Annotated in this window: 18 protein-coding genes and 5 pseudogenes; 14 read left to right on the plus strand and 9 right to left on the minus strand. The window is 68.1% G+C overall.

The genetic code is table 11. The features are described from left to right. Positions 1-2 precede the first annotated feature (2 nt). Positions 3-497 carry a pentapeptide repeat-containing protein gene (locus C8250_RS44635; protein ID WP_269288737.1) on the minus strand — a complete coding sequence of 165 codons (495 nt, stop codon included), beginning with the start codon at positions 495-497 and terminating at the stop codon, positions 3-5. Between C8250_RS44635 and C8250_RS44640 the strand changes: the two genes are divergently transcribed. Beyond that, entirely contained in the window at positions 405-611 is a 207-nt protein-coding gene (locus C8250_RS44640) for a hypothetical protein (RefSeq protein WP_269288739.1), read from the plus strand. The two genes, C8250_RS44635 and C8250_RS44640, sit on opposite strands and share 93 nt — an antisense overlap. An 83-nt stretch (positions 612-694) precedes the next feature. Here C8250_RS44640 and C8250_RS42685 read toward each other — a convergent pair. Continuing rightward, a pseudogene (locus tag C8250_RS42685) lies at positions 695-883 on the minus strand (IS6 family transposase); the annotation flags it as partial. An 85-nt stretch (positions 884-968) separates the two neighbouring features. On the opposite strand from C8250_RS42685, the gene C8250_RS43055 reads away from it, so the two are divergent. Then, complete coding sequence (locus tag C8250_RS43055) at positions 969-2546, plus strand: serine/threonine-protein kinase (RefSeq protein WP_244809759.1); 1578 nt, start codon at positions 969-971, stop codon at positions 2544-2546. 278 nt (positions 2547-2824) lie between these two features. Here C8250_RS43055 and C8250_RS42695 read toward each other — a convergent pair. The 4 genes and pseudogenes from C8250_RS42695 to C8250_RS42710 all read right to left on the minus strand — a co-directional run. Next, positions 2825-3067 (minus strand): annotated as a pseudogene (locus tag C8250_RS42695) (integrase core domain-containing protein); the annotation flags it as partial. Between the two features lie 52 nt (positions 3068-3119). After that, positions 3120-3638, minus strand: a pseudogene (locus C8250_RS42700) (IS30 family transposase); the annotation flags it as partial. Between the two features lie 72 nt (positions 3639-3710). Beyond that, positions 3711-4772 (minus strand): group II intron maturase-specific domain-containing protein, encoded by a 1062-nt coding sequence (locus C8250_RS42705; protein ID WP_269288738.1) that lies wholly within the window; start codon positions 4770-4772, stop codon positions 3711-3713. 178 nt (positions 4773-4950) lie between these two features. Further along, positions 4951-5892: pseudogene (locus C8250_RS42710) on the minus strand (IS4 family transposase); the annotation flags it as partial. A gap of 146 nt (positions 5893-6038) precedes the next feature. Between C8250_RS42710 and C8250_RS44350 the strand changes: the two are divergent. Both C8250_RS44350 and C8250_RS42715 read left to right on the plus strand, forming a co-directional pair. Next, positions 6039-6320: pseudogene (locus tag C8250_RS44350) on the plus strand (transposase family protein); the annotation flags it as partial. Positions 6321-6429: 109 nt separating this feature from the next. Next, positions 6430-7188 (plus strand): ISAs1 family transposase, encoded by a 759-nt coding sequence (locus C8250_RS42715; protein ID WP_244809762.1) that lies wholly within the window; start codon positions 6430-6432, stop codon positions 7186-7188. A 211-nt stretch (positions 7189-7399) separates the two neighbouring features. On the opposite strand, the gene C8250_RS42720 is transcribed toward C8250_RS42715, so the two are convergent. Both C8250_RS42720 and C8250_RS42725 read right to left on the minus strand, forming a co-directional pair. Then, complete coding sequence (locus C8250_RS42720) at positions 7400-7603, minus strand: hypothetical protein (protein ID WP_138357171.1); 204 nt, start codon at positions 7601-7603, stop codon at positions 7400-7402. A gap of 100 nt (positions 7604-7703) precedes the next feature. Further along, complete coding sequence (locus C8250_RS42725; protein WP_138357172.1) at positions 7704-8009, minus strand: hypothetical protein; 306 nt, start codon at positions 8007-8009, stop codon at positions 7704-7706. Positions 8010-9079: 1070 nt separating this feature from the next. Between C8250_RS42725 and C8250_RS42730 the strand changes: the two genes are divergently transcribed. The 7 genes from C8250_RS42730 to C8250_RS42760 all read left to right on the plus strand — a co-directional run bounded on the left by C8250_RS42730 (position 9080) and on the right by C8250_RS42760 (position 14787). Further along, complete coding sequence (locus tag C8250_RS42730; RefSeq protein ID WP_138357173.1) at positions 9080-9562, plus strand: hypothetical protein; 483 nt, start codon at positions 9080-9082, stop codon at positions 9560-9562. A gap of 534 nt (positions 9563-10096) precedes the next feature. Beyond that, positions 10097-10732 (plus strand): helix-turn-helix domain-containing protein, encoded by a 636-nt coding sequence (locus C8250_RS42735; protein ID WP_138357174.1) that lies wholly within the window; start codon positions 10097-10099, stop codon positions 10730-10732. Continuing rightward, on the plus strand, positions 10732-12939 hold the full coding sequence (locus C8250_RS42740; protein WP_138357175.1) for a Mucin-19: 2208 nt from the start codon (positions 10732-10734) through the stop codon (positions 12937-12939). Before C8250_RS42735 ends, C8250_RS42740 begins: the two co-directional genes overlap by 1 nt. After that, positions 12936-13190 (plus strand): DUF6213 family protein, encoded by a 255-nt coding sequence (locus C8250_RS42745; RefSeq protein WP_138357176.1) that lies wholly within the window; start codon positions 12936-12938, stop codon positions 13188-13190. Before C8250_RS42740 ends, C8250_RS42745 begins: the two co-directional genes overlap by 4 nt. Continuing rightward, entirely contained in the window at positions 13187-13936 is a 750-nt protein-coding gene (locus tag C8250_RS42750; protein ID WP_138357177.1) for a hypothetical protein, read from the plus strand. Before C8250_RS42745 ends, C8250_RS42750 begins: the two co-directional genes overlap by 4 nt. Before the next feature lie 86 nt (positions 13937-14022). After that, positions 14023-14565: a restriction endonuclease gene (locus tag C8250_RS42755; protein ID WP_244809764.1), complete on the plus strand. Its 543-nt coding sequence runs from the start codon at positions 14023-14025 to the stop codon at positions 14563-14565. Positions 14566-14622: 57 nt separating this feature from the next. Continuing rightward, a complete protein-coding gene (locus tag C8250_RS42760; protein ID WP_187145228.1) occupies positions 14623-14787 on the plus strand; it encodes a hypothetical protein in 165 nt (54 codons plus the stop codon). A 211-nt stretch (positions 14788-14998) separates the two neighbouring features. On the opposite strand, the gene C8250_RS44645 is transcribed toward C8250_RS42760, so the two are convergent. Further along, complete coding sequence (locus C8250_RS44645) at positions 14999-15955, minus strand: LAETG motif-containing sortase-dependent surface protein (RefSeq protein WP_138357178.1); 957 nt, start codon at positions 15953-15955, stop codon at positions 14999-15001. Between the two features lie 968 nt (positions 15956-16923). Between C8250_RS44645 and C8250_RS42770 the strand changes: the two genes are divergently transcribed. From C8250_RS42770 to C8250_RS42780, 3 genes are all read left to right on the plus strand, one after another. Next, positions 16924-17682: a hypothetical protein gene (locus C8250_RS42770; protein WP_138357179.1), complete on the plus strand. Its 759-nt coding sequence runs from the start codon at positions 16924-16926 to the stop codon at positions 17680-17682. 118 nt (positions 17683-17800) lie between these two features. Then, on the plus strand, positions 17801-18007 hold the full coding sequence (locus tag C8250_RS42775; protein WP_138357180.1) for a hypothetical protein: 207 nt from the start codon (positions 17801-17803) through the stop codon (positions 18005-18007). 743 nt (positions 18008-18750) lie between these two features. Next, positions 18751-19005: a hypothetical protein gene (locus tag C8250_RS42780; RefSeq protein WP_138357181.1), complete on the plus strand. Its 255-nt coding sequence runs from the start codon at positions 18751-18753 to the stop codon at positions 19003-19005. The last annotated feature ends 3 nt before the right edge of the window (positions 19006-19008 follow it).

Raw genomic sequence — 19008 nt, forward strand, 5'->3', positions numbered from 1 at the left:
GATCATTCCCCAGACGTGGAGGACAAGGACACGAACCACTTCACCAGCCCCGCCTGCGTGCCCAAGTCAGACACGCCGCACGGGGTCCACGCGTCCCGCAAGTGGCCCAACGACTGCTGGATCGTCGCCGTCGGCGCATAGTGCCTGCTCCGCGCACCGCGTCGGCCTACCCTGCCCCCAGACCCCTGGTGGGAGATGGCGGGATCGGGGACGGCGGGCAGACGCGGCGGTTGAAGGAGCAGTGCGGTCAGGTCACCCGGACCCCAACGACCGGTCCGGCCTGTGCCTCGGCCACGCCTGGTGAACTCGCCTGGAGCGAGGGGGCGGGGCGGGGCGGGGATCAGCGACGGGTATGGCGGGAACTCCTTGGTCGGGCGCTCAGGCGGCGAATACCCGGTAACACCGTGCAGGTCCGCGCCACGCAGGTTCGCGCCGGTCAGGTCCGCGAAGATGAGGTCTGCGCCGCGGAGGTTCGCGCCCTGCAGGTGCGCGCCCACCAGGTGCACACCCTCCAGGCCCGCGCCGTGCAGGTCTACGACTACGCCTTCGGCCAGTGGCGCGGCGAGGATACCCAAGGCGGCGGCGACATCGTTGGCGGGATGCCGGTATAGCTCCCGCGGGCGTTGTCAACTTGCTGGGGCTGGGGAGGGTGGGCTGCGGGTTGGGACGTGTCGGGCGGTGGTGAGGTCCTGGTTCAGGTGGTCGCGGGCAGGCCGGTGCCGGTGGTGATGTGGTTCCACGTGGTGAAGCGGTCGACCATCTGGGCCCGGTAGTCGGATGCGGTCAGGAGGTGTCGGCGGGGTCTGAAGTGGGGGGAGATGCGGCTGAAGGCGGCCAGGAGCCGTTGGGCCGATCCGAGGGAGCGGAAGCCCTTCATCGCTCGTCTGCCCGATCAACGGCGGTTAGAGTGGCGGCCGTTGGTGTGCGGGGTGGGGTGGAGTAGGGGGGTGGGCGTGCGGAGCGACGGGGTGAAGGGTTCGCAGTCGAAGCAGCGTTTTGGGCCGTTCATGGTGCTGGGGGAGTTGGCCAGTGGCGGGATGGGGCGGGTGTATCTGGCTGTCTCCGCGGGTGGGCGGATGGTCGCGGTGAAGACGTTGCTGGCTGACGAGGTAGGCGGTGTCGTCGGCCAGGCGGACCGGCGTCGTTTCGCGCGCGAGGTGCTGCTCGCGCAGCGTGTGCAGGGGGTTTACACCGCGAGTGTGGTGGCTGCGGACGCGCAGGCGCCGATGCCGTGGATGGCTACCGAGTACATCGCGGCCCCTTCGCTGCGGGATCTGGTGGCCGGTTGCGGCACCTTGCGACCGCAGGCCTTGTACTGGGTTGCTGCGGGTATCGCGGAGGCGCTGGTCAGTATTCATGCCGCGGGGCTGGTGCACCGTGATGTGAAGCCGTCGAATGTTCTGCTGCCCATCGACGGCCCCCGGGTCATCGACTTCGGGATCTCCCATGCCATCGATATGACCAGGACCCAGGCGGTGCTGGGCACGGTGGCGTTCGCCGCGCCCGAGCAGGCCCAGGGGCAGGCCACGACACCGGCATCGGACGTCTTCTCGCTGGGCGCGACGCTCTTTCATCTGGCGGTTGGCCGGGCCCCGTACCGGGACGGCGGCGCCGGTCCGGCGATGGAGCAACTCGTGCGGGCAGCGACCGGCGACCTCGACGTGTCCGGGCTGAGTCCCGAACTCCACGCCCTGATCCTGCCCTGTCTGGCACTCGTCCCCGCTCACCGGCCCACGCCCGCCCAGATCCTGCAGGACTGCGCTGGGCAGTTACGGTGGCAGCCGGCAGGCCGGGACGGTCGGCACTGGCTGGACCCCGCCTGGACCAGCGAGATCCAACGGTACGGCGAACGCCGGTCACGGGAAGTGGAAGACGCACGGCAACGGGTGGACCCGAACGCAGTGACCGGGCCGGTAGAAGCACCCCAACGCACCACCGTGCTGCCACCCCCGCCCCCGCACCAGGACGCCCCGCCCGGGCGGGGCAAGCGGGGACGGGCGTGGGCCATCGGTTCCGGAGCGGCCGTCGTCGTCGTGGTGGCTACCCTGCTGTTGACGCGGCCCTGGCAGGGCGGTGGCCCCACTCTTGTGGCACCGGACGAGCCGGTGGGCTTTTTCGCCGTAGAGACCAAGACCGACGGCGTATGCTCCACCGACCCCCAAGCCCAACCCGTGCGCGCCCCCGGCACCGAGCTGGCACAGTCCTACACCGCGGACGACCGCAGCGCGTGCGCCACCGTCACCACGCCGGGCGCCCTGCAAGTGAGGCAGCTCGATGGCGTCCGCACCTTCGAGGACGCCCAAGGGGGTCGGGACTGGGTCGTCGAGGTCACCCTCAACAGTCAGGACGCCGCCCGGTTCTCCGATCTGACCGGACAAGTCGCAGGCCAGCCACAGCCCCGCAACGAAATCGCCATCACCCAGGGCAAACGGATGCTCGCCAACCCCGCCATCATGCAGCGCCTGACGGGCCGCACCATCCAGATCGCCACCCACCTCACCACAGCACAGGCCCAGATCCTGGCCGAAGCACTCGGCGCCCGCTGACCCTCAGCGCCGGCCAGCGACCACGGCGCCTCCGGACCGGACAGCAATTTCGGTTGAGAAGCATGGGCGCGGCGCGGACGTCCAGGGACCGCCACGTCACGGTCCACTTCGCCGGACCGCATCCGCGGGGTTGCGTTCGCAGGTCTGCCGCCCGTGTGCGGATTCCGGCCGACGGATCGCTTTCTGCCATTCACGGGCAACGCGGTCACTGCACGGCCGGCTCCGCGCTACACAAGGTGAGGGGCCTTGTGCTTCTCGGACAGCGGTTTGACGGGGTTCTATGCCGCGGATTGCCGTTGTTCGTACTCGGCTTGGACTTCGGATGGTGTCCTGTAACCGAGCCCGGAGTGGAGACGCTGGCGGTTGTAGAATATCTCGATGTAACGGACGATCGCACGCTGGTCGTGCGCGCGCGTCGGGAACGCAGTGCGGTGGACGAGTTCATTTTTTAGAACGCTGAAGAATGATTCGGCCATAGCGTTATCCCAGCAGACGCCCGTGCGGCCGACGGATGCCCGCATTCCCAACGAGCGTACTTTGCTGCGGAGTTCCCGGGAAGTGTACTGGGCGAGTTCAACCGGTCGTTGCAACACCTGGCTGTTGTAGTGAGCGTAGCTGTTCCTCGAAGACCTCGGCTGGTGTCCGCCAACCGAGGATTTTGCGGGGCCGGTTGTTGATCGCCAGGGCGACGGCTTCGAGGTCTGCGGACGACCACCGGGACAGGTCGGTGCCCTTCGGGAAGTACTGACGCAGCAGCCCGTTCGTGTTCTCGTTCGTCGGTCGTTGCCAAGGTGAGTGCGGATCGGCGAAGAACACCTTCGTCCCGGTTTCGACGGCGAACCGTGCGTGGCCCGAGAGTTCCCTTCCGCGGTCCCAGGTGAGGGTTTTGCGCAGTTGCTCGGGCAGTTTCGTCATTGATGCCGTAAGCGCCGTGTTCATCGCGATTGCGCCATAGCCTCCGAGCGAGGGGCCGTTCTTCACGGGCGGATTCTCGCCCCAGCCCTCGAGCCGAGGCAGGTGCACCAGGAGTGTGGAGCGGCTGCTGCGCTCGACGAGCGTGCCGATCGCGGATCGTCCCGTCCCGATGATCAGTCGGGTAGCGGGGACGCATTGCTGCGTCCCCGCCCCCTCAGAACCGTGCAAGCAGCTTTCACCGCACACGGCTCAAGCAAGCCCCAAAGGCTCGCCGGCAGGCAAAAGTGCTGGATTTGTCATCTCGGCGGCTCCATTCCGCCGTAGACAATGGGTGTGGAGGAGACGGAGTCGTTGACCGTCCGGCGTCCTGCCATCCGGAAACGCGATGTATTGCTTGGAGATCGCCTTCCGGATGACCGCCCGCCACGTTTCCCATTCCTGCGGGCTTTGTGGCGGGTGGTCGGCGTGCAGTAAGAGTCCTCCGCAGATCGGGCAACGGCCGTGTTGTGCCTGTAGTAGACGCACGGTCATAGCGTCGATTGGTAGAGGGGTTCCCTTGCGTCGCCGCTGAGCCCAATAGGATTCCAAGGCAGGGTCGTCCGGGGACGCCTTCCCCTTGACCAACTGGTGCCGGACTATCTTCGTCCAGGAGAACTTGAGCAGGTAGGCGCCGCTGTCGCGGTCACCGAACACCCACCGGTCGCTCCTGGACCTGTTGAACCGGCCGAAGTACTTGTCGGATACCCAGTGCTTCGGCTTGTTCGGGTGGCTGTGCTTGGCCCACTTATAAGCGAGCTTCCACATGTGATTGTCCAGCGCCGTGAAGATCTCGCTGGACACCACCGTCCGGTAATAGGCCGACCAACCCCGCACGATCGGGTTGATCTTCTTGAGTACCGCACCGGCGTTGGCCCCTCGCAGGGCCACCATTTCGGTGCTGAGCCGTTCCCGTATCCGTCTCTGGGCCGCCTTGCTCGGCTTGATCAGCAGTTTGCCGTGATAGCGGCGGACGTTGAATCCCAGGAAGTCGAATCCGCTCTCCGCGTGGACGATTCGTGTCTTGTCCTCGTGGAAGGCGAGTCCTCTGGGCGTCAGCCATGCAGCCAGCCGTTTCTTGACCTGCTCGGCCTGTTCGCGGCTGGTGCACATCGCGACGAAATCATCTGCGTACCTCACCAGCACAGGGCTGCCGCTTTGTGCACTCCCGGCATCTCTGCCGGTGGTGTAATAGCGGACCCCTGCGGCTTCCTCCATTCCGTGCATGGCCACGTTGAAGAGCAACGGGCTGATCACTCCTCCTTGCGGAGCAATGCCGCGTAGTTAAGAAACGGCGAGGATTTTGATGTGAGGTGGGTCGGCGTGCAGGATAGTCGTTTCGGTGGGTTGTTTCTTTCGGTAGGCGTGAACGTGGACGCGTTTGACGGCTCGTGGGCTGGTGCGCTTCCGGCGGGGCGGGTTGGGTCTCTCGAGGATTTCAGGGCGGGCTGCGTCAAGAGCGTTTGTGAGCCGCTGAGGGGGAAAAGGCCGCCTGGTCGGTGACCTGGCGGCGGATGATGCGCAGTGATCTGATGAAGGACAGCCTGTCGGGGTCGATATCTGCCTGGTCGGCTGCCTCGCACATCAGGTGTCGGACTGCGTAGTGGGTCAGCAGGAGGGCCCAGATTTCCTGCTCGACCATGTCGGGCGTTTTCGAGCGCAGGACGCCACCGCGGCCGCGCTGGTGGGTCTTTATCTCGTCGAGGCTGGATTCGAATTCCCAGCGTTCTGCGTAGGCGGCGGCGAGTTCGGCGGCGCCTGCCTCATCGGGGTCCATGATCGTGGTGATCAGGCAGAAGATCTCTCCCTTGCCTTCGCGGTTGGTCACTTCATATTCGGCAACCCGAACTGGGATCCCTGCCGGCTCCTCGACGGTCGATCCGCGGTGACGCTGGTTGGCGCGTCGGTTTCTGACCTTCGGATCGAGCAGAAGAGATTCGTACGATCCATCTTTCAGCGACCGGACCACTGGCAGATGAGGTCCGTCGGGCATGCGCCACAGCAGATCCGCACCCGTTGCAGCAGCTGCCTCCCACAGCCGGTACGCGTAGAACCCCCGGTCGGCAGTGATCAGCATGCCCGGCTCGAAGTCGGCGAGGAGTTCTTTGGCGAGAGCGCCCTCATCCACACGCCAGGGCCCCAGCCGGGCAGCCACCACGGCATGTGTCCCACATTCGCCCAGTCCCACGATCTTCACCTGCGGAAACGGTGCGGGGTTCTTCGTCCCCCCGGAACGGCCGAACTCCGTGTCATTCGCAGGAGTATCGGGAATGTCCAGCACGAACCCGTCGATGGCCATCAGCCGCCACCGGCCCAGCCACGCTCCTTGTGAGCCGCGTCGAGCACACGGCAGCGCCACCCGCTCGAACAGCACACGCAAAGGCTCCGGTCCCAGACCAGGGCTGTTGCAAAGTCGGATTGATCTTGTAGGTGCGCTGGTCGTGGCCGTGTGACGGTGTCCGGCGGAGGCGCTACGAACGCAACGAAGCTCCCGTTGATGCGGGTGACCTTGCCAAGTCGCCTGTGCCAACGGGAGCTTCGATGTGCCGTCAGTCTGCCAGTATCTGTCTGATCAAGTCGCCTTCGCGTCAGCACCGCGGGCTCGTGTATCTGCCGGAGCGGCTGGCCACGCTGGCTGACCCGCGCCATCGGCGGGGGAAGCGTCACCCGTTCGTGAGCGTGCTGCTGATCGCCTGCTCGGCCGTGCTGAGCGGAGCACGCTCGTTCGCGGCGATCGGCCAGTGGGCCAGGGCGGCACCGCAGGATGCCCTGGCCCGTCTCGGCGCCCGCACCGGGACCGTGCTCAACGTCCGCCTCGCGCCGAGCGCGGCGACCATCCGCCGCGTCCTCAATGCCGTTTGTCCCGGCGGCCTCGCGGACCTGCTCGGCGCCGATCCGGCCGGGGCCAACACCCTGGCCGTCGACGGCAAGAGTGCCCGGCTCGCGCACCTCCACCACAGCGGCCGCACACCTGCTGGCCGCGATGACCGGCACCGGACTGACCGTCACCCAGCTGCGGGTCCCGGACAAAACGAACGAGATCACCTGCTTCGCCGCCCTGCTGGAACCATTCGATCTGACCGGCGTGACGGTGACCGCCGACGCGCTGCACACCCAGCGCGAGCACGCCCGTTTCCTGGTGGAGGAGAAGCAGGCGCACTACCTGCTGGTGGTCAAGACCAACCAGCCCCGCCTGCATCACCAGCTGCGGTCGCTGCCGTGGGAAAGGGTCACCGCGCGGCGCTACGACCGCGAGGAGGGACACGGGCGCAAAGAGACGCGGGTGACCCGCGTGCTCACCGTGGACGGCCTCGGCCTGGACTTCCCGCACGCAGTGCAGGCAGCCCGCATCCTGCGCCACCGCACCGACGTGAAATCCGGGAAAGTCAGCCGCCAGACCGTCTACGCGCTCACCGACCTCAGTGCCCGGCAGGCATCCCCGCAGCGGATCGGGCATCTGGCCAGGTCACAGTGGGTGATCGAGAACCGGCTGCACTTCGTGCGCGACACCACCTTCGCCGAGGACGCCTCCACGATCCGCACCGGACACGGGCCGGACAACATGGCGACCCTCCGCAGTTTCGCGATCAACCAACTGCGAGCAGCGGGCCACACCAACATCGCAGCCAGCCTCCGCGCGATGTCCTACGACTGCTTCCGACGACCGCTCGAACTCCTCGGCCTCGCCTGACCAGCAACGATCCAAGACCAAAAGACTTTGCAACAGCCCTGGGCGGGGGCGCCGCGGAACCCCTCGTACGACTGCACAGTTCCAGGTGCGCTGTTCGCTCGGCCGTCGGGGCTGCACGGATGTAGCCGGACCCGCCCGCCCGCAGCTCCCGGGCGTTTGCGCCGTGTTCACACGCGACCTGCCACACCATCGCCCGGGTGGTGAAAGGGCGTTACCCCCGAGCTCGGGCTGCCCGGCGTGATGCGGTGCGAACGCTCCAGTACCAGCAGCCCACCAGCACCAGTGACGTCGCGGCGGTGGGCATCCAGCCCGTGTAGATATCCGCGAGCTGGGTGATGACGCTCATGGCGACGGTGGTCGCAGCCCAGATCGCGAGCCATCCGGCTGCCTTGCTCACTCGTCGGTGTCGTCGCATGGCGTCAAGGTACGCGGGTCGGAAGGCTGATCCGAACCTCCGTGGACAGAACAGCTAGGGCTCAGCGGCTGGGTCAGGTGATGCGTGACGGTGCGGGGTGTCAGCCGGGTGGGGTGCGCGGAGCTTTGAGGGCGAAGTGGTTCAGCACGGCGGAGGCGATCATGAGGATCAGTGAGAAGGTCAGAACGGCCATCACTGGGATGTTCACCCCCAGGCCGAAGTGCAGGGGGTAGATCGTGAGCATGGCGGCTCCGAGGAGTTGTGCCCATCCCCAAGGTGTCGGCCGCCGGACCCGGTGCAGGGCCCAGGGCGCCCATATCCGTCCAGTGGCGATGGCGGCGATGGCGGCGATGCCAACGCTGTATTCCAGTAGCGCCACCAGGCCGAGCAGGACCCATAGAGCCACGCGCACAGCGATCCCTCCCTTGACCCTGAACCTACCTACCGTCGGGTGGTGATCATTGCCAGGCTCTCATGTCCCGTGGCTGGCGGATCTTCGTGCGGGCGCGGTCGGAGTGGGTGGATGATGTGCGTCGTGACGTCAGGGATAGTGCGCCCGCGGTGGCGGGTTGCGATGCGTAGCGGTGGGTTCTTCCTCGTGGGGGGTGGGCTGGGCATCGTGGTGTACGGGCTGGTCGCGCACCCGTACCGGCTTGTGGGGGCCTCGGCTTGGGGTGGGTTGTTGTTCGGGGCGGCGGTGGCGGCGACTACCAGCGCGCTGTTTCCCGGTCGTGGCCGGCAGTGAGCCGTGTACCTGGGTGGGCGCGGAGGTTCGCTCTGGCGTTGTGGTGGTGCAGTGCGCTGGTGTGGTTCGGCCTGCACGCGCTGCGTAGTGGCGGCGTGGCGCGGGTGGGTTCGATCGTGGTGTTGGTCCTGATCGTGGCTCAGGCGGGTCTTGCCCTGGCGGAGTACACCCGCCCGAGGACGAAGCGTCGGCGAGCACGCGAGGCGGACCGTACCGGGCTTGGAACAGCCGAGGACTGAGCTTCGGCGTTGCGCCGGCAAGGATGCGGCAACCGCCCGGGCGATGCTGCCTCGGGTGACGCTATCGGGGACCTTTGGCAGCGCGTGCCCGGTAGCGCTCTAGAACTCCGATGGACAGCGAGGACGCGGCCATCACACCGAAGACGATGGCACTCCCATCGCCGCGGAGGTCTCGGTCCCCGAAACGGAGCCCGGCCAGCACGACAACGAGGCCGAGCAGCGCGAGCTGTACGCCCCGCAGAGCGATCGCTCGCCGGCCGCCGGCCGCCGGTTCCGTGTTGCTGTCTCTCCTGCGCACCGTCGTTGGTCCCCCTCTTGCCCGGGTCAGCTCGGCCTACTGCGTTGCGCCTATGCGCCCGCGGGAGATCTGACGATCCGGACGGGACGATACCCGCAGAATGTGCGGCCGTCGGCGGTCGGCTCGGCGACAAACCCATTGGTGCAGGCAGAAAATACGGACGGCTCTACACTTCAGCCCCGTAATCTGCCTATATGGCCACCGCTGATCGTGAACTGCTCTCCCGGCCCGCCCGCAACGCCGTCCGGGGACTGATGAGCGATCTCGTGGCAGGGGCGATCGGCGAGTACTGGGAGAACGAGCACTTCACCCAAGACCCCGACTTCACTCCCGGCGACGGCGGGGTCCGCAAGCAGCTCTTCGACTCCTACGCCGCATCCGTCGACTGGACCGACGACGACCAGGTAACCCGGGCCCTGCGGGTGTTCGAGAGCATGCTGCGCCGCCTGGACCGCGAGAGCCGAAAGTACGGTGGGAACGGCTTGCCTGCCGACACAGTGGCCGACCTACGGGAAGCGTTCGCGCGAGACGGCTGCCACCTGGACGATGAACTGCGCCTGCACACGGCACGCGTCGCCCACCTGACCGTGCACGCCGACGCGCTGACCGAGGCGTCGGGCGGGATCCTTCAGCGAGGACGTAAGACTCATGCCCGGCATCCTGGCCATCAGGTCTGACAGCGCATGATGAAGAAAGCTTTCCTCTCCGACGAAAAGGTTCATAACGCGCCACGAAGCGGAATCGGGGGTGCTGCCGGCACTCTCCCCCGACCTGCGACTTTGACGTGGGGGTATCCGGCGCACAGGAGCGCACCACACAATATGCGCCAACTTCCCCGCCCCAGCGGCGCTGCTGCCCCAACCGCGCAGGGGACGCGAGGCCCCGGGCGGGCCCGCATCTTCCCCGGCTCACCGAGCAGATGCCGGTATCCGGCTCGAGAGGAATACCCCGCAGCCGCAGCGCCCCGGGCACGACGCCGCCCGGTGTCGGCCGGCCCGTAGCGTGGTCGGTTCTGGTCTTCGGCCACCGGCCGGTCCTGGGATACGGGAGCACGATGGAGCACATCGGTCTGTATCACCGCTCGTCACGCACCTGCACATACGGGTGGGTGTCGCCGCCGCGGCGGGTGTTGTTCGTTGACGGGTGCCCACCCATTCGTTACCGTCTGTCCCTGATCAAATATCAGAGTTTGTATGTAGGGGGGTGTGGTGGTGCTGTTGACGACGGGGCAGGCCGCGGAGGAACTCGGTTGCGCTGTCACGACGTTCCGCCGCCTCGTGCACGCCGGGGTGCTGCCGGGGCTGTCCCGGCGGGGCAACCGCGTCATGGTCCCGCTGTCGGTGGTCCAGGCCCTCAAAGACCGGGCGCCGACCCCCCTGCACCAGCTGGCGGCACCCGAACTCGCCGTACTGCGGGTGGATACGGCCCGGCCGGCTCCCGAGGGCAACCGACGGTGGGTCGGTTTCGCCGCCGAGCTGCCGCCTGCTGACCTGCTGGCCGCGTTGCGGGGGCACTGGCGCTGCGATGCGGTGGCCGTCGCGGCAGGGGGAGTACTGCCGATCACGTTGTCGGGATACGTCGTGGCCGTCCTGACCGGCCTCCAACGCTGGGAGAAGAGCGCACCGGGCCGCCATACTTTCCCCGACGCCATCCTGGCCGGCCACCTCACCGACCTGGCCCGCCCGGTCACCCATCTGACCGCCCCGGATGCCGACGGCCGGGCTACCGCCGGCCTGTTGCTGGGAACCCGTCTGGAATCGCACTCGGGCGGAGCCATCGCCTACGTCACGACCCGTCCCACCAGCGGCCATGCCGCCACCTCATCCGCACCGCATCAGGGATCGTGATGGACGCCAAGACCTACGCCACCACCCTGGCCGAACTGCGCACGCTGCGCGACGACATCAAGAAGGCGCAGGCCGCCCTGGCAAAGCTCGAGGCGGAACGCGGCCGGCGGATCACGCTGCTGGCGGAGCACGACAAGGCGAAGGCCGACCGGATCGCCCCGGCCGCCGGCCTGGCGGTGATCGACGTGGTCGCCCTGGTGCCCTCCCTGGGCCCCCCCGTGCCCGCCTCCGGACCTGACACACCCTCACCGGCACCTGCCCACCCGGATGACCACGCCACGCCGCAGGCGCCCGCAGGGAAGATCGCCGCTGCGGGAGCGCTCGTTCCAGACCTGCGCCACCCCGCCCCGCCCGCGGCCGCCGAAGTGGTGCCCGAAGCCGCCGACCTCGCTGCCCCGCAGGGGGGCCCGGAGGCCGCCGTCGCGGACGAGGCCGTCGAGGACCATGAGCACGGCGACGTCCCGGCAACGGCGGCCGCCGTCTCGGTGCCCGTGCCGGTCACGGTGCCGGACGCGGGGGAGCGGGAGCTCCCCTCGATCCCGGCCGGCCCTGAGGGGGACCGGTGGTTCGCGGTGACGCCGAATCTGACGTCGACCCGCCCGAACTTCACCCAGCAGGCGCGGGCGATGGCGTTCCTGGACACCAGCACCGGCGTTCTGGTGCACCGTGATCAGACGGTGCGCGTGCAGCTCGGTGCGGCGTCCGTGGAGGAGATTCTGGCCGCGGTGTACGCGGTGCTGCCCGCCACGGTGGAGCGGATCTACGTCACCGCTGGCGACCCGTGGCACGCCGATGCCGCTCGGCACCCGTTCCTGCGCGACGCGGTCGCCGCGTGGCTGAACGCCCCGCCCGGGGACGCCTGGACGGTGGAGGCCTCGCGCGGCAAGGACCGGATGGCCGGGCACCTGGTGCACCCGCGCAACCCCGTCGGCCGGTGGCAGCGCGGCGACCAGCACACCGAGATCCGCAGTGTGGGGGAGTGGTTCGAGGTCGGCGACGCCGACCCCGCCACGGTCCGCGACGCGTTCGTGGAGCTGTGGAAGGCGCTGAAGATCCACTGGTCGGACGTGACGCTGATGGGCTCGCCGTCGCAGACCGGCCGTGACCTGTGGACCCGCACCATCCCCGCGAAGACGGGTGCGAAGTGGGCCGACGGGTACCCGGTGATGTCGGAGGAGATCCGCGGCCTCATGCACGCGACCGCCGGGCAGGGCCGCACCGAGCTGATCCTGCCCCCGGGCGTGCCGGAGCAGCTGCCGCGCCTGGTCGAGCTCGACCGCACCTTCGCCTACGCCAAGCACACCTGGGCCTCCGGCGTCGGCGCACCGCGCCGCATCACCCCGGCCGCGTTCGCGGCGATGTCGGACAAGGAGAAGACGAACGCGTTGTACGCGCCGTCGCACTGGCAGGTGCGGGTCACCGTCCCGGACGGCTGGGAGCACGTCGGGATCCTCCCGGCGCCGGCCGCAGGCGATCGGGCATGGGAGTACCCGTCCGAGGGCGGGCGCACGTTCGTGACGTGGGCGGGCGGCGCGGAGCTGAACGTGGCGCTGAACAACCCGATCGCCCCGTGGCGGATCGAGATCCTGGACGGCCTGGTGTGGCAGTCCGGCGACCCGCTCAAGGCCTGGTCCAAGAAGCTGAAGGACGCGTGGTCGCTGCTGCAGTCCAAGGCGGAACTGCACGGCGATGAGCGCGGCCGCGAAGCCGCCCGCCTCGCCTCGCGCGGCGTGCGCAGCATCCTGCTGTACGGGATCGGCGGCTTCGCGCAGCGCCCGCGCATCGTGACCGGCACCGTGCCGGTCGGCCAGGACGCCCCGGACGGCGCGCAGATCATCGGCATCGACGGCGACACCATCGTGTGGCAGAAGAACAGCGGCTTCTCCCGCGACCCCAACGCGCATCCCGAATGGTCCGCCGGCGTCTGGTCCGGGGCCCGAGCCGCACTGTTGTCGACGCGGATGCGGGAGGACGACGTGTCGGTCGGCGCCCTGCACCTGCCCGCCCGCTCGGTCGTGGCGTTCCGCACCGACGCGATCTACACCACCGCCGACGCCGCCTGGCCCTACCACGGCAACCCCGGCGACTACCTGAAGAAGGGTCATATCCCTTGGGAGCTGACCGGCCCGCGCACCGAGGACGAACTCCTGTCCCACCAGGCGATCGGCCGCGAAGCGCTCGCCGAACTGCAGGAGACCAGCCGATGAGCGACAGCGACTACGCCGTGACGCTGCCCCTGATCCGGGACGACGACGGTCACCTCTACGCCCCAGCCCACGAAGTCAGCGCCCTGCTGCGCCGACTGGGCGCCAGCTGGCACGAGTGGATCGAGCGCGGCGTCCTGGACCTGGACGCGGAGACGGTGGATTCCCTGGCCGACTCCCTCACCGAGGTCGCCGACCAGATCGACGTCCAGTGCATCGGCCACCACACGACGCTCACCGAAGGACCGGAATGACCCCCCGACGCCGCCGCGGCCAGAACGCCCCGCCACTGAACGAAGCGGCCCGCCTGACCCAGGAGCTGCTGAACGCCGGCTACAGCCGCAAGCAGGTCGGCGACATCATCGGCCGCAACTCCTCCCTCGTCTCGCAGTTCTTCACCAAGGACAAAGGCGCCGCGTTCGTCACCGCGCTGCGCGACGTCGTTCAGGAGGTCCAGGCCGGCGGCGCCACCGACGTCGCCGACCTCAAGCGCATCGCCGCCCCGAACGTGAAGCGCCGGCTGCTGAAGGCCAAGCCGGGCGACGCCAAACCACGCCGGGCGCGGGTGCGGACCAAGGACGTCGTCGGCACCCCCGGCAAGTCCTCCATGGCCCGCGCCGCCCGCCAGCACATCGCCTCCGGCGCCTCCCGCCTGCGCCCCGTCGTGGCGAACACTGCGGCCGCGGGCGGAAAGCTCGCGTTCACGGTGCGGGCGAAGAAGGGCGCCTTCACGCACTCGGCCGGCTCGCGCATCGACTCCCCGGGGCTGCGCCGCGGCGTCGTGCAACGCAACGACGGCACCGAGGAGCGCGCGTACGGGGCCAGCCCCGGTGCCGGGCAGGGTGCTGGCGGGTTCGACGCGGCGGAGTGGAAGAGCAAGGTCGACGCGTCCGGCGGCGATGTGGCGGCCGCGGTGCGGGGCTGGCTGGTGGAGACCGGCCGCCTGCAGCCCGACGCGCAGCTCACCAACATCGAAGTCCGCGGTTGGAAACCCAGCTGAAGCGGAGAGGCGGTGGCGCGCTCGCACCTGGGGGCGCGCCGGGTGGTCGGCTTGTTGTCAGTAGTGCCTGCTATAAGGCGGGCTGTGTGGTCAGCTGGCGCGGCACCCCCATGCACTTGCGGTTGAAGGGCCTGCGGCTGACCCTGGCGGACCTGGACGCCTTGGATCCGACGCAGTTCGAGCTGGCGGTGCGGGACCTGATGATCCGCGACGGGATCACCGCCCGGCACGTCGGACAGCGCGGCGACCAGGCGGCCGACGCGGTCGGCGAGGACACCGCCGGGCGCAGGTACGTGGCGCAGTGCAAGCACACCACTGTCGCTAGCCGGGTCGTCTCGCGCACCATGTACGAGGTCAAAGGCACCGCCGGACCCGTCCACGGAGCCGACATCGCGTTCGTCGTCACCAACGGCGGCTTCACCCGCGACGCCAAAACCTGGGGCGAGACCAACCACGTCCACTGGCTCGACCGCGACAAACTCCGCCAGTGGGCTGAACACGGCACCTCCCTGCACAACTGCTGCGCATCCCCGCCCGCGCCCGCACCCGGATGCGCCGTCAACCGCAGGTCATCGGGTAGGCAAGACCCCTTCCCGCCCAGTCACTGCCCGGCTCGGTACCGGCGTTGAGCAGGTGCCGACGGGTAGCGGACAGGGATGGGGGGACGATTGCGCAGGGTCGCGCTGATGGTGTTGCTCATCGTCGCAACAGCGGCGGTCGGCACGGTGGCGATGCATCTACTGCTCGGTTGCGGGTGGCGGGGCGCGGCGGAACTGGCCGCCACGGTGACCGCCGGCGTGGCCGGCTCGCTGGTGCCCTACTGGGCGGGCTGGAGCGGAAGGCGCCGGTAGGCACAAGGCCCGTCCGGACCCCGAGGAATACGAGTTGGCCCGCAAGGCTGTACCGGTCCGGGACGAGCGGCTTCACCCCTGTTCCTAGGAGGCAGGCGGCGATTTCTATGCCGTCCACGCTGCCCTGTTGCGGCGGGGTCCGAACGCGATGATGGGTCGCACCGCAGGGGGGTGCGACCCATCAGGATGATGCTGTGCCCGCGGTGGCGGGTTATGCGGTGGTGTGGGTCTTGCGACGGCGGACGATGAAGATGGCGCCGGCGCCCAGGGCGACGGCCGCACCGCCGACGGCGGCGATCATCGGGGTGGCGCTGGAGGAGCCGGTTTCAGCGAGGTTCCCGGTGACCTGGGGCACGGTGCCCTTGCTGGGCGTGGTGGTGGGCAGCGGCACCTTGCCGCCGGTCTGGGGGGCGGGACCACCGGTGGCGGTGCCGGGGGCGACGATCTGGACGAGGTAAGCGTGACCGCTGTCGCCGAGGCAGTTGGCCTGGTCGTTGAGGTAGGTGCCGCCGCCGATGGTCATGCCCTGGCCGATGGGAGCGTTGGCCTTGACGTCCAGGCGCAGCTTGATGGTGACCTTCTCGCCGGCTTTGAGGGTGTCGCTGAAGCCGGCGAAGCCGACGGAGTGTCCGGCTCCGTCGTTGATGTTCTGCCAGGCGCCCGACTCGTCATCGTAGGCCTGCAGCACGACCTGCTTCGTGGAGAAGGCGTCCGGGGCGTCCTCAGCAGCCGAGCCGACCCCTGCGTAGAACAGGACCGCGTTCGCGTCCTTGTCGGACTCGTTGGTCGTGGTCAGGGTGAGGTTGTGCCACCCGCTGCCCGCGACGATCTTGCCGGGCAGACCGGTGAGGGTGGTGGTGACCTTCTCCTGGTAGCCGGGCTGCTCCGCGCACAGGCCTGGCTCGTCCGTCGGAGGTGCTGTCGTGGTGGGCTTGGCGGGCGTCGAGGTGGATGCGGTCGGCTTGGTGGTGACGGTGGCCGAAGCGGTGGGGCTGGCGGTGTTCGAGGGTGTGGCCGACGGGCTGGCCGAGGCGGTCGGGCTGGCCGTGGCGGAGGTGCCTGTGGCGGGAAGTGCGGTGCTGGCGAACGCGGTGGTCGCGGACAGCAGGGCGGCGGGCGCGATCACGGCGGTCGCGGCGGCGGTCACCAAAGTGCGGCGGAGCTTCATGCAAGACCTCTCGGGTCCACAAAGGAGATAGGAGAGGCCGCCACGGAGATAGCTCACGCAGGACGGCCCGGCTGATCGTAAGACCAGATACCGATCCCGTTACGTAAAGATTTGATCATCACAGACCCATCAACTCCCCCCGCCCATTGGACAAAAGGCGCACTGCTGGGGAGTTGCCCACACGCACCGAGATTTTTGGAGACCTATCTCACAACCGTCGCGGCCAGCCACTGGTGGTGCGGGGGGCCGCCTTCCGCCCCACCAGGGCTCTTGACCATGCGCAGGGCTGCCGGGGCCGTGGTGCCTCGATCGGCTACCGAGTCCCCGTCTGGCGACCGCACCGCACGGCGCTGCCTGACGCACGATCTGTTAAGGGCATTTTTGGGTGCTTTTCGGATGGCGCAGAATTGGATATCCGGAGCGCAAGCATCCATTTCGAGTGGCTGCCCAGCATGGCTGCGTCTGCTGCGTGGTGAATTTGAGGAAAATCTGATGCGTGCGGGATCTTTTGATGATCCTGATGGAAACCACGAGATTCTACCGGCTCGGGTAAATCTTTCCTTGGAGCGGTCTTTGCCGTTCCATGAAGGATGATCATCGAACATGTGATGGAATTGCGTTTCCTGTCCGTGAGTTAATTGCTCGGAGGATGAGTGAAGAAAACAATCGGGGGCGCTGTCATCGCGATGTCAGCGATGCTGTGTACCCTCATAGCGTCTGTTCCCGCCGGTGCAGTGGGAATCGACGCCGACTACGACGCGATCCAGCACGCCGTTCCTTCCGTCAGCAGCCAGATCACACCTGGCGTCGCCACGATGGGATCCCACACCACATTCGCCCAGGGCCTGACCTTGGGGGGTGCCGGCCTGGGTGAAACGAATACCTACACCGATCCCGATGTAGTGGGTGGAACGGTCACGACGGCGGGGTCGGAGAACGCGTCTTCGCCGGTGGGAACGGCCGGGAGTTTGTCCATCTCGATCCCCACCGCGACCCAGCCCGCTCACACGGTCAACTTCGATCACACCACCGGCTTCGACCCGACCTTCGACCAGAAGGGCTTCGCGGCCGCGCCCTCCGGACTGACCAACACCGACGTCGCCGCCCAGTCCACCGCCGAGGGCGCCACGCTGTACACCGTCATCAAGGGCAGCAACGCGCCCACCCAGATGACGTACAACCTCAGCCTCCCACCCGGCGCGGTCCTGTTGCCGTCCACCGCGGACAGCGACGGCACCGCCTCGAGCGACCCGGACAACCCGGAGAACCCCGCTGCGGGCAGGGTCAGCTACACCATCGAGCTCAACGGCGCCGTGGTCGGGACGATCGACGCCCCCTGGGCGAAGGACGCCAACGGGGTCAGCGTGCCCACCAGTTACACACTGCAGGGCAACCACCTGATCCAGACCGTCAACCACGCGGGCGCCGCATACCCGGTGGTCGCCGACCCGCACGTCTCCTTCGGCTGGTGGATCTACGTCCGCTTCAGCAAGGAAGAGGCCAAGGGCGTCGCGCATAAGATCGCGGTGGGGACGCCGGCTGTCGCGGCCGTCTGCGGCATCATGCCGCACACCCATAACCTCTACCTGTTCTGCACCAGCCTCGCCTCGGCTGTTCTGATCCACATCGCGCACGTCTTCACCGTGGCAGCCGAACCCCCGCCCCAGTGCGTGGAAATGAAGTTCGCCTACTCGGCCGTCTTCAGAATCAAGCGCTACGACTGCTAGCCCCCGCAGCGCACCTGTGTGGCCCGGTCCCCGATCGGGCCACACAGGTGCACGCAGCGCCGACCGCTGCCGTCCTGGTCTCTAGTACTCGATGGCCTTCGAATGATAAAGTCCTGATGTGAATACACCGCGTACCATCTTCTTGCGCGACATGCTTTTCTCACTGGCCATGGGAGCAGCTTCCTTCCTCGTCAGTATCGCCATACGCAGCGGTCTCTACGACGACGGAATAATCAATTCCTATTCGGTCAGCAGTGCCGTCATCGGAACGCTGACGGCACTGGCAATCCGTCGAACGACTGGCGTCAAATCAAAACAAGGATGACCGGCGTCACGCTCCGCCCCCTTCCATGGCCTGGCAACACCTTGTTGGCGTGAGCGCAGGTGAGATGGATACATATCAGGCCGGGGCATCATTCACGTGTTCGGTATGGTAGATTCACGAAGCGAAACCCCAAAAAGATATGCGCGAAGGTGCCCGGCCGGGAAACCGGCCGGGCATTCTTCGCATGCGCGAACTTAATTCTTTGTCGGACAACCTCCCGGCTGCGGCTGCCGGTGTACGACATGGGCGGTGGCGCATCCTCTTCGGTCGTGGCCGTCAGTGCTCGCTTCGCCCGCTGCACTACCGGGATGACTGACGTGCGGCGGCGGAAAATGATCAATCTGCGCTACGGTGCCCCTCATCGTCCGCCCACGGAAGGGAAGTTCGCCATGTCTGCTTCACCAAGGCGGTCGAGCCGACACGCGATACGCAGCGCCGTGGTCGCGGCTGCGGCCGCCGGCTTGCTGGGCGCCTTACCCGCACTGGCGTTCGCGGACGGTACGCCGCAGCCCGCTACGAGCATCCCGGTCCACAACTCCGCGTTCCGCGTGGTCCCCGCCACCGCTGTCCCGGGTTCCGCGGTGGAAGTGGATCTCGGTTGGTGGCAGGAGGGGAAGGGCACGGGTTGGCGGGTGGTCTCGCCGGCGTTCACCGGTCCGGTGGCGTTGACCGTGTTGGGGAAGGGGGACGGATGGGTGGGTCAGGCGACCGTTGCCTGCGGCGTCCGCCCCGGGAGCTACCCCGTGACGGTGCAGGGCCAGGACATTCCCCAGGGCGACGATGCGGGCCCCTTCGTGACGCAGGTGACGGTCACCGCCGGCGGTACGTCCTGCCCGTCCACCAGCACGGCACCCGCCTCGAGCGCGCAGCCGGCCGCGGCCGGGCAGGAGAGCAGCGCCAGCGCGCTGCCCTGGACGCTTGCGGTGGCCGCCGCGGTATGTGCCGCGGCGGCCATCACGGTGCTGCTGGTCAGACGGCGCCGGCACGGTACGCGCTGACCG

This window comes from Streptomyces sp. So13.3 (assembly GCF_005860785.2).
Lineage (GTDB): Bacteria > Actinomycetota > Actinomycetes > Streptomycetales > Streptomycetaceae > Actinacidiphila > Actinacidiphila fildesensis.

Coding starts and splice junctions, on each gene's coding strand:
- C8250_RS42720 (WP_138357171.1), bottom strand. CDS start 7,603: ATGCGACGACACCGACGAGTGAGCAAGGCAGCCGGATGGCTCGCGATC.
- C8250_RS42730 (WP_138357173.1), top strand. CDS start 9,080: ATGGCCACCGCTGATCGTGAACTGCTCTCCCGGCCCGCCCGCAACGCC.
- C8250_RS42740 (WP_138357175.1), top strand. CDS start 10,732: ATGGACGCCAAGACCTACGCCACCACCCTGGCCGAACTGCGCACGCTG.
- C8250_RS42745 (WP_138357176.1), top strand. CDS start 12,936: ATGAGCGACAGCGACTACGCCGTGACGCTGCCCCTGATCCGGGACGAC.
- C8250_RS42750 (WP_138357177.1), top strand. CDS start 13,187: ATGACCCCCCGACGCCGCCGCGGCCAGAACGCCCCGCCACTGAACGAA.
- C8250_RS42760 (WP_187145228.1), top strand. CDS start 14,623: ATGGTGTTGCTCATCGTCGCAACAGCGGCGGTCGGCACGGTGGCGATG.
- C8250_RS44645 (WP_138357178.1), bottom strand. CDS start 15,955: ATGAAGCTCCGCCGCACTTTGGTGACCGCCGCCGCGACCGCCGTGATC.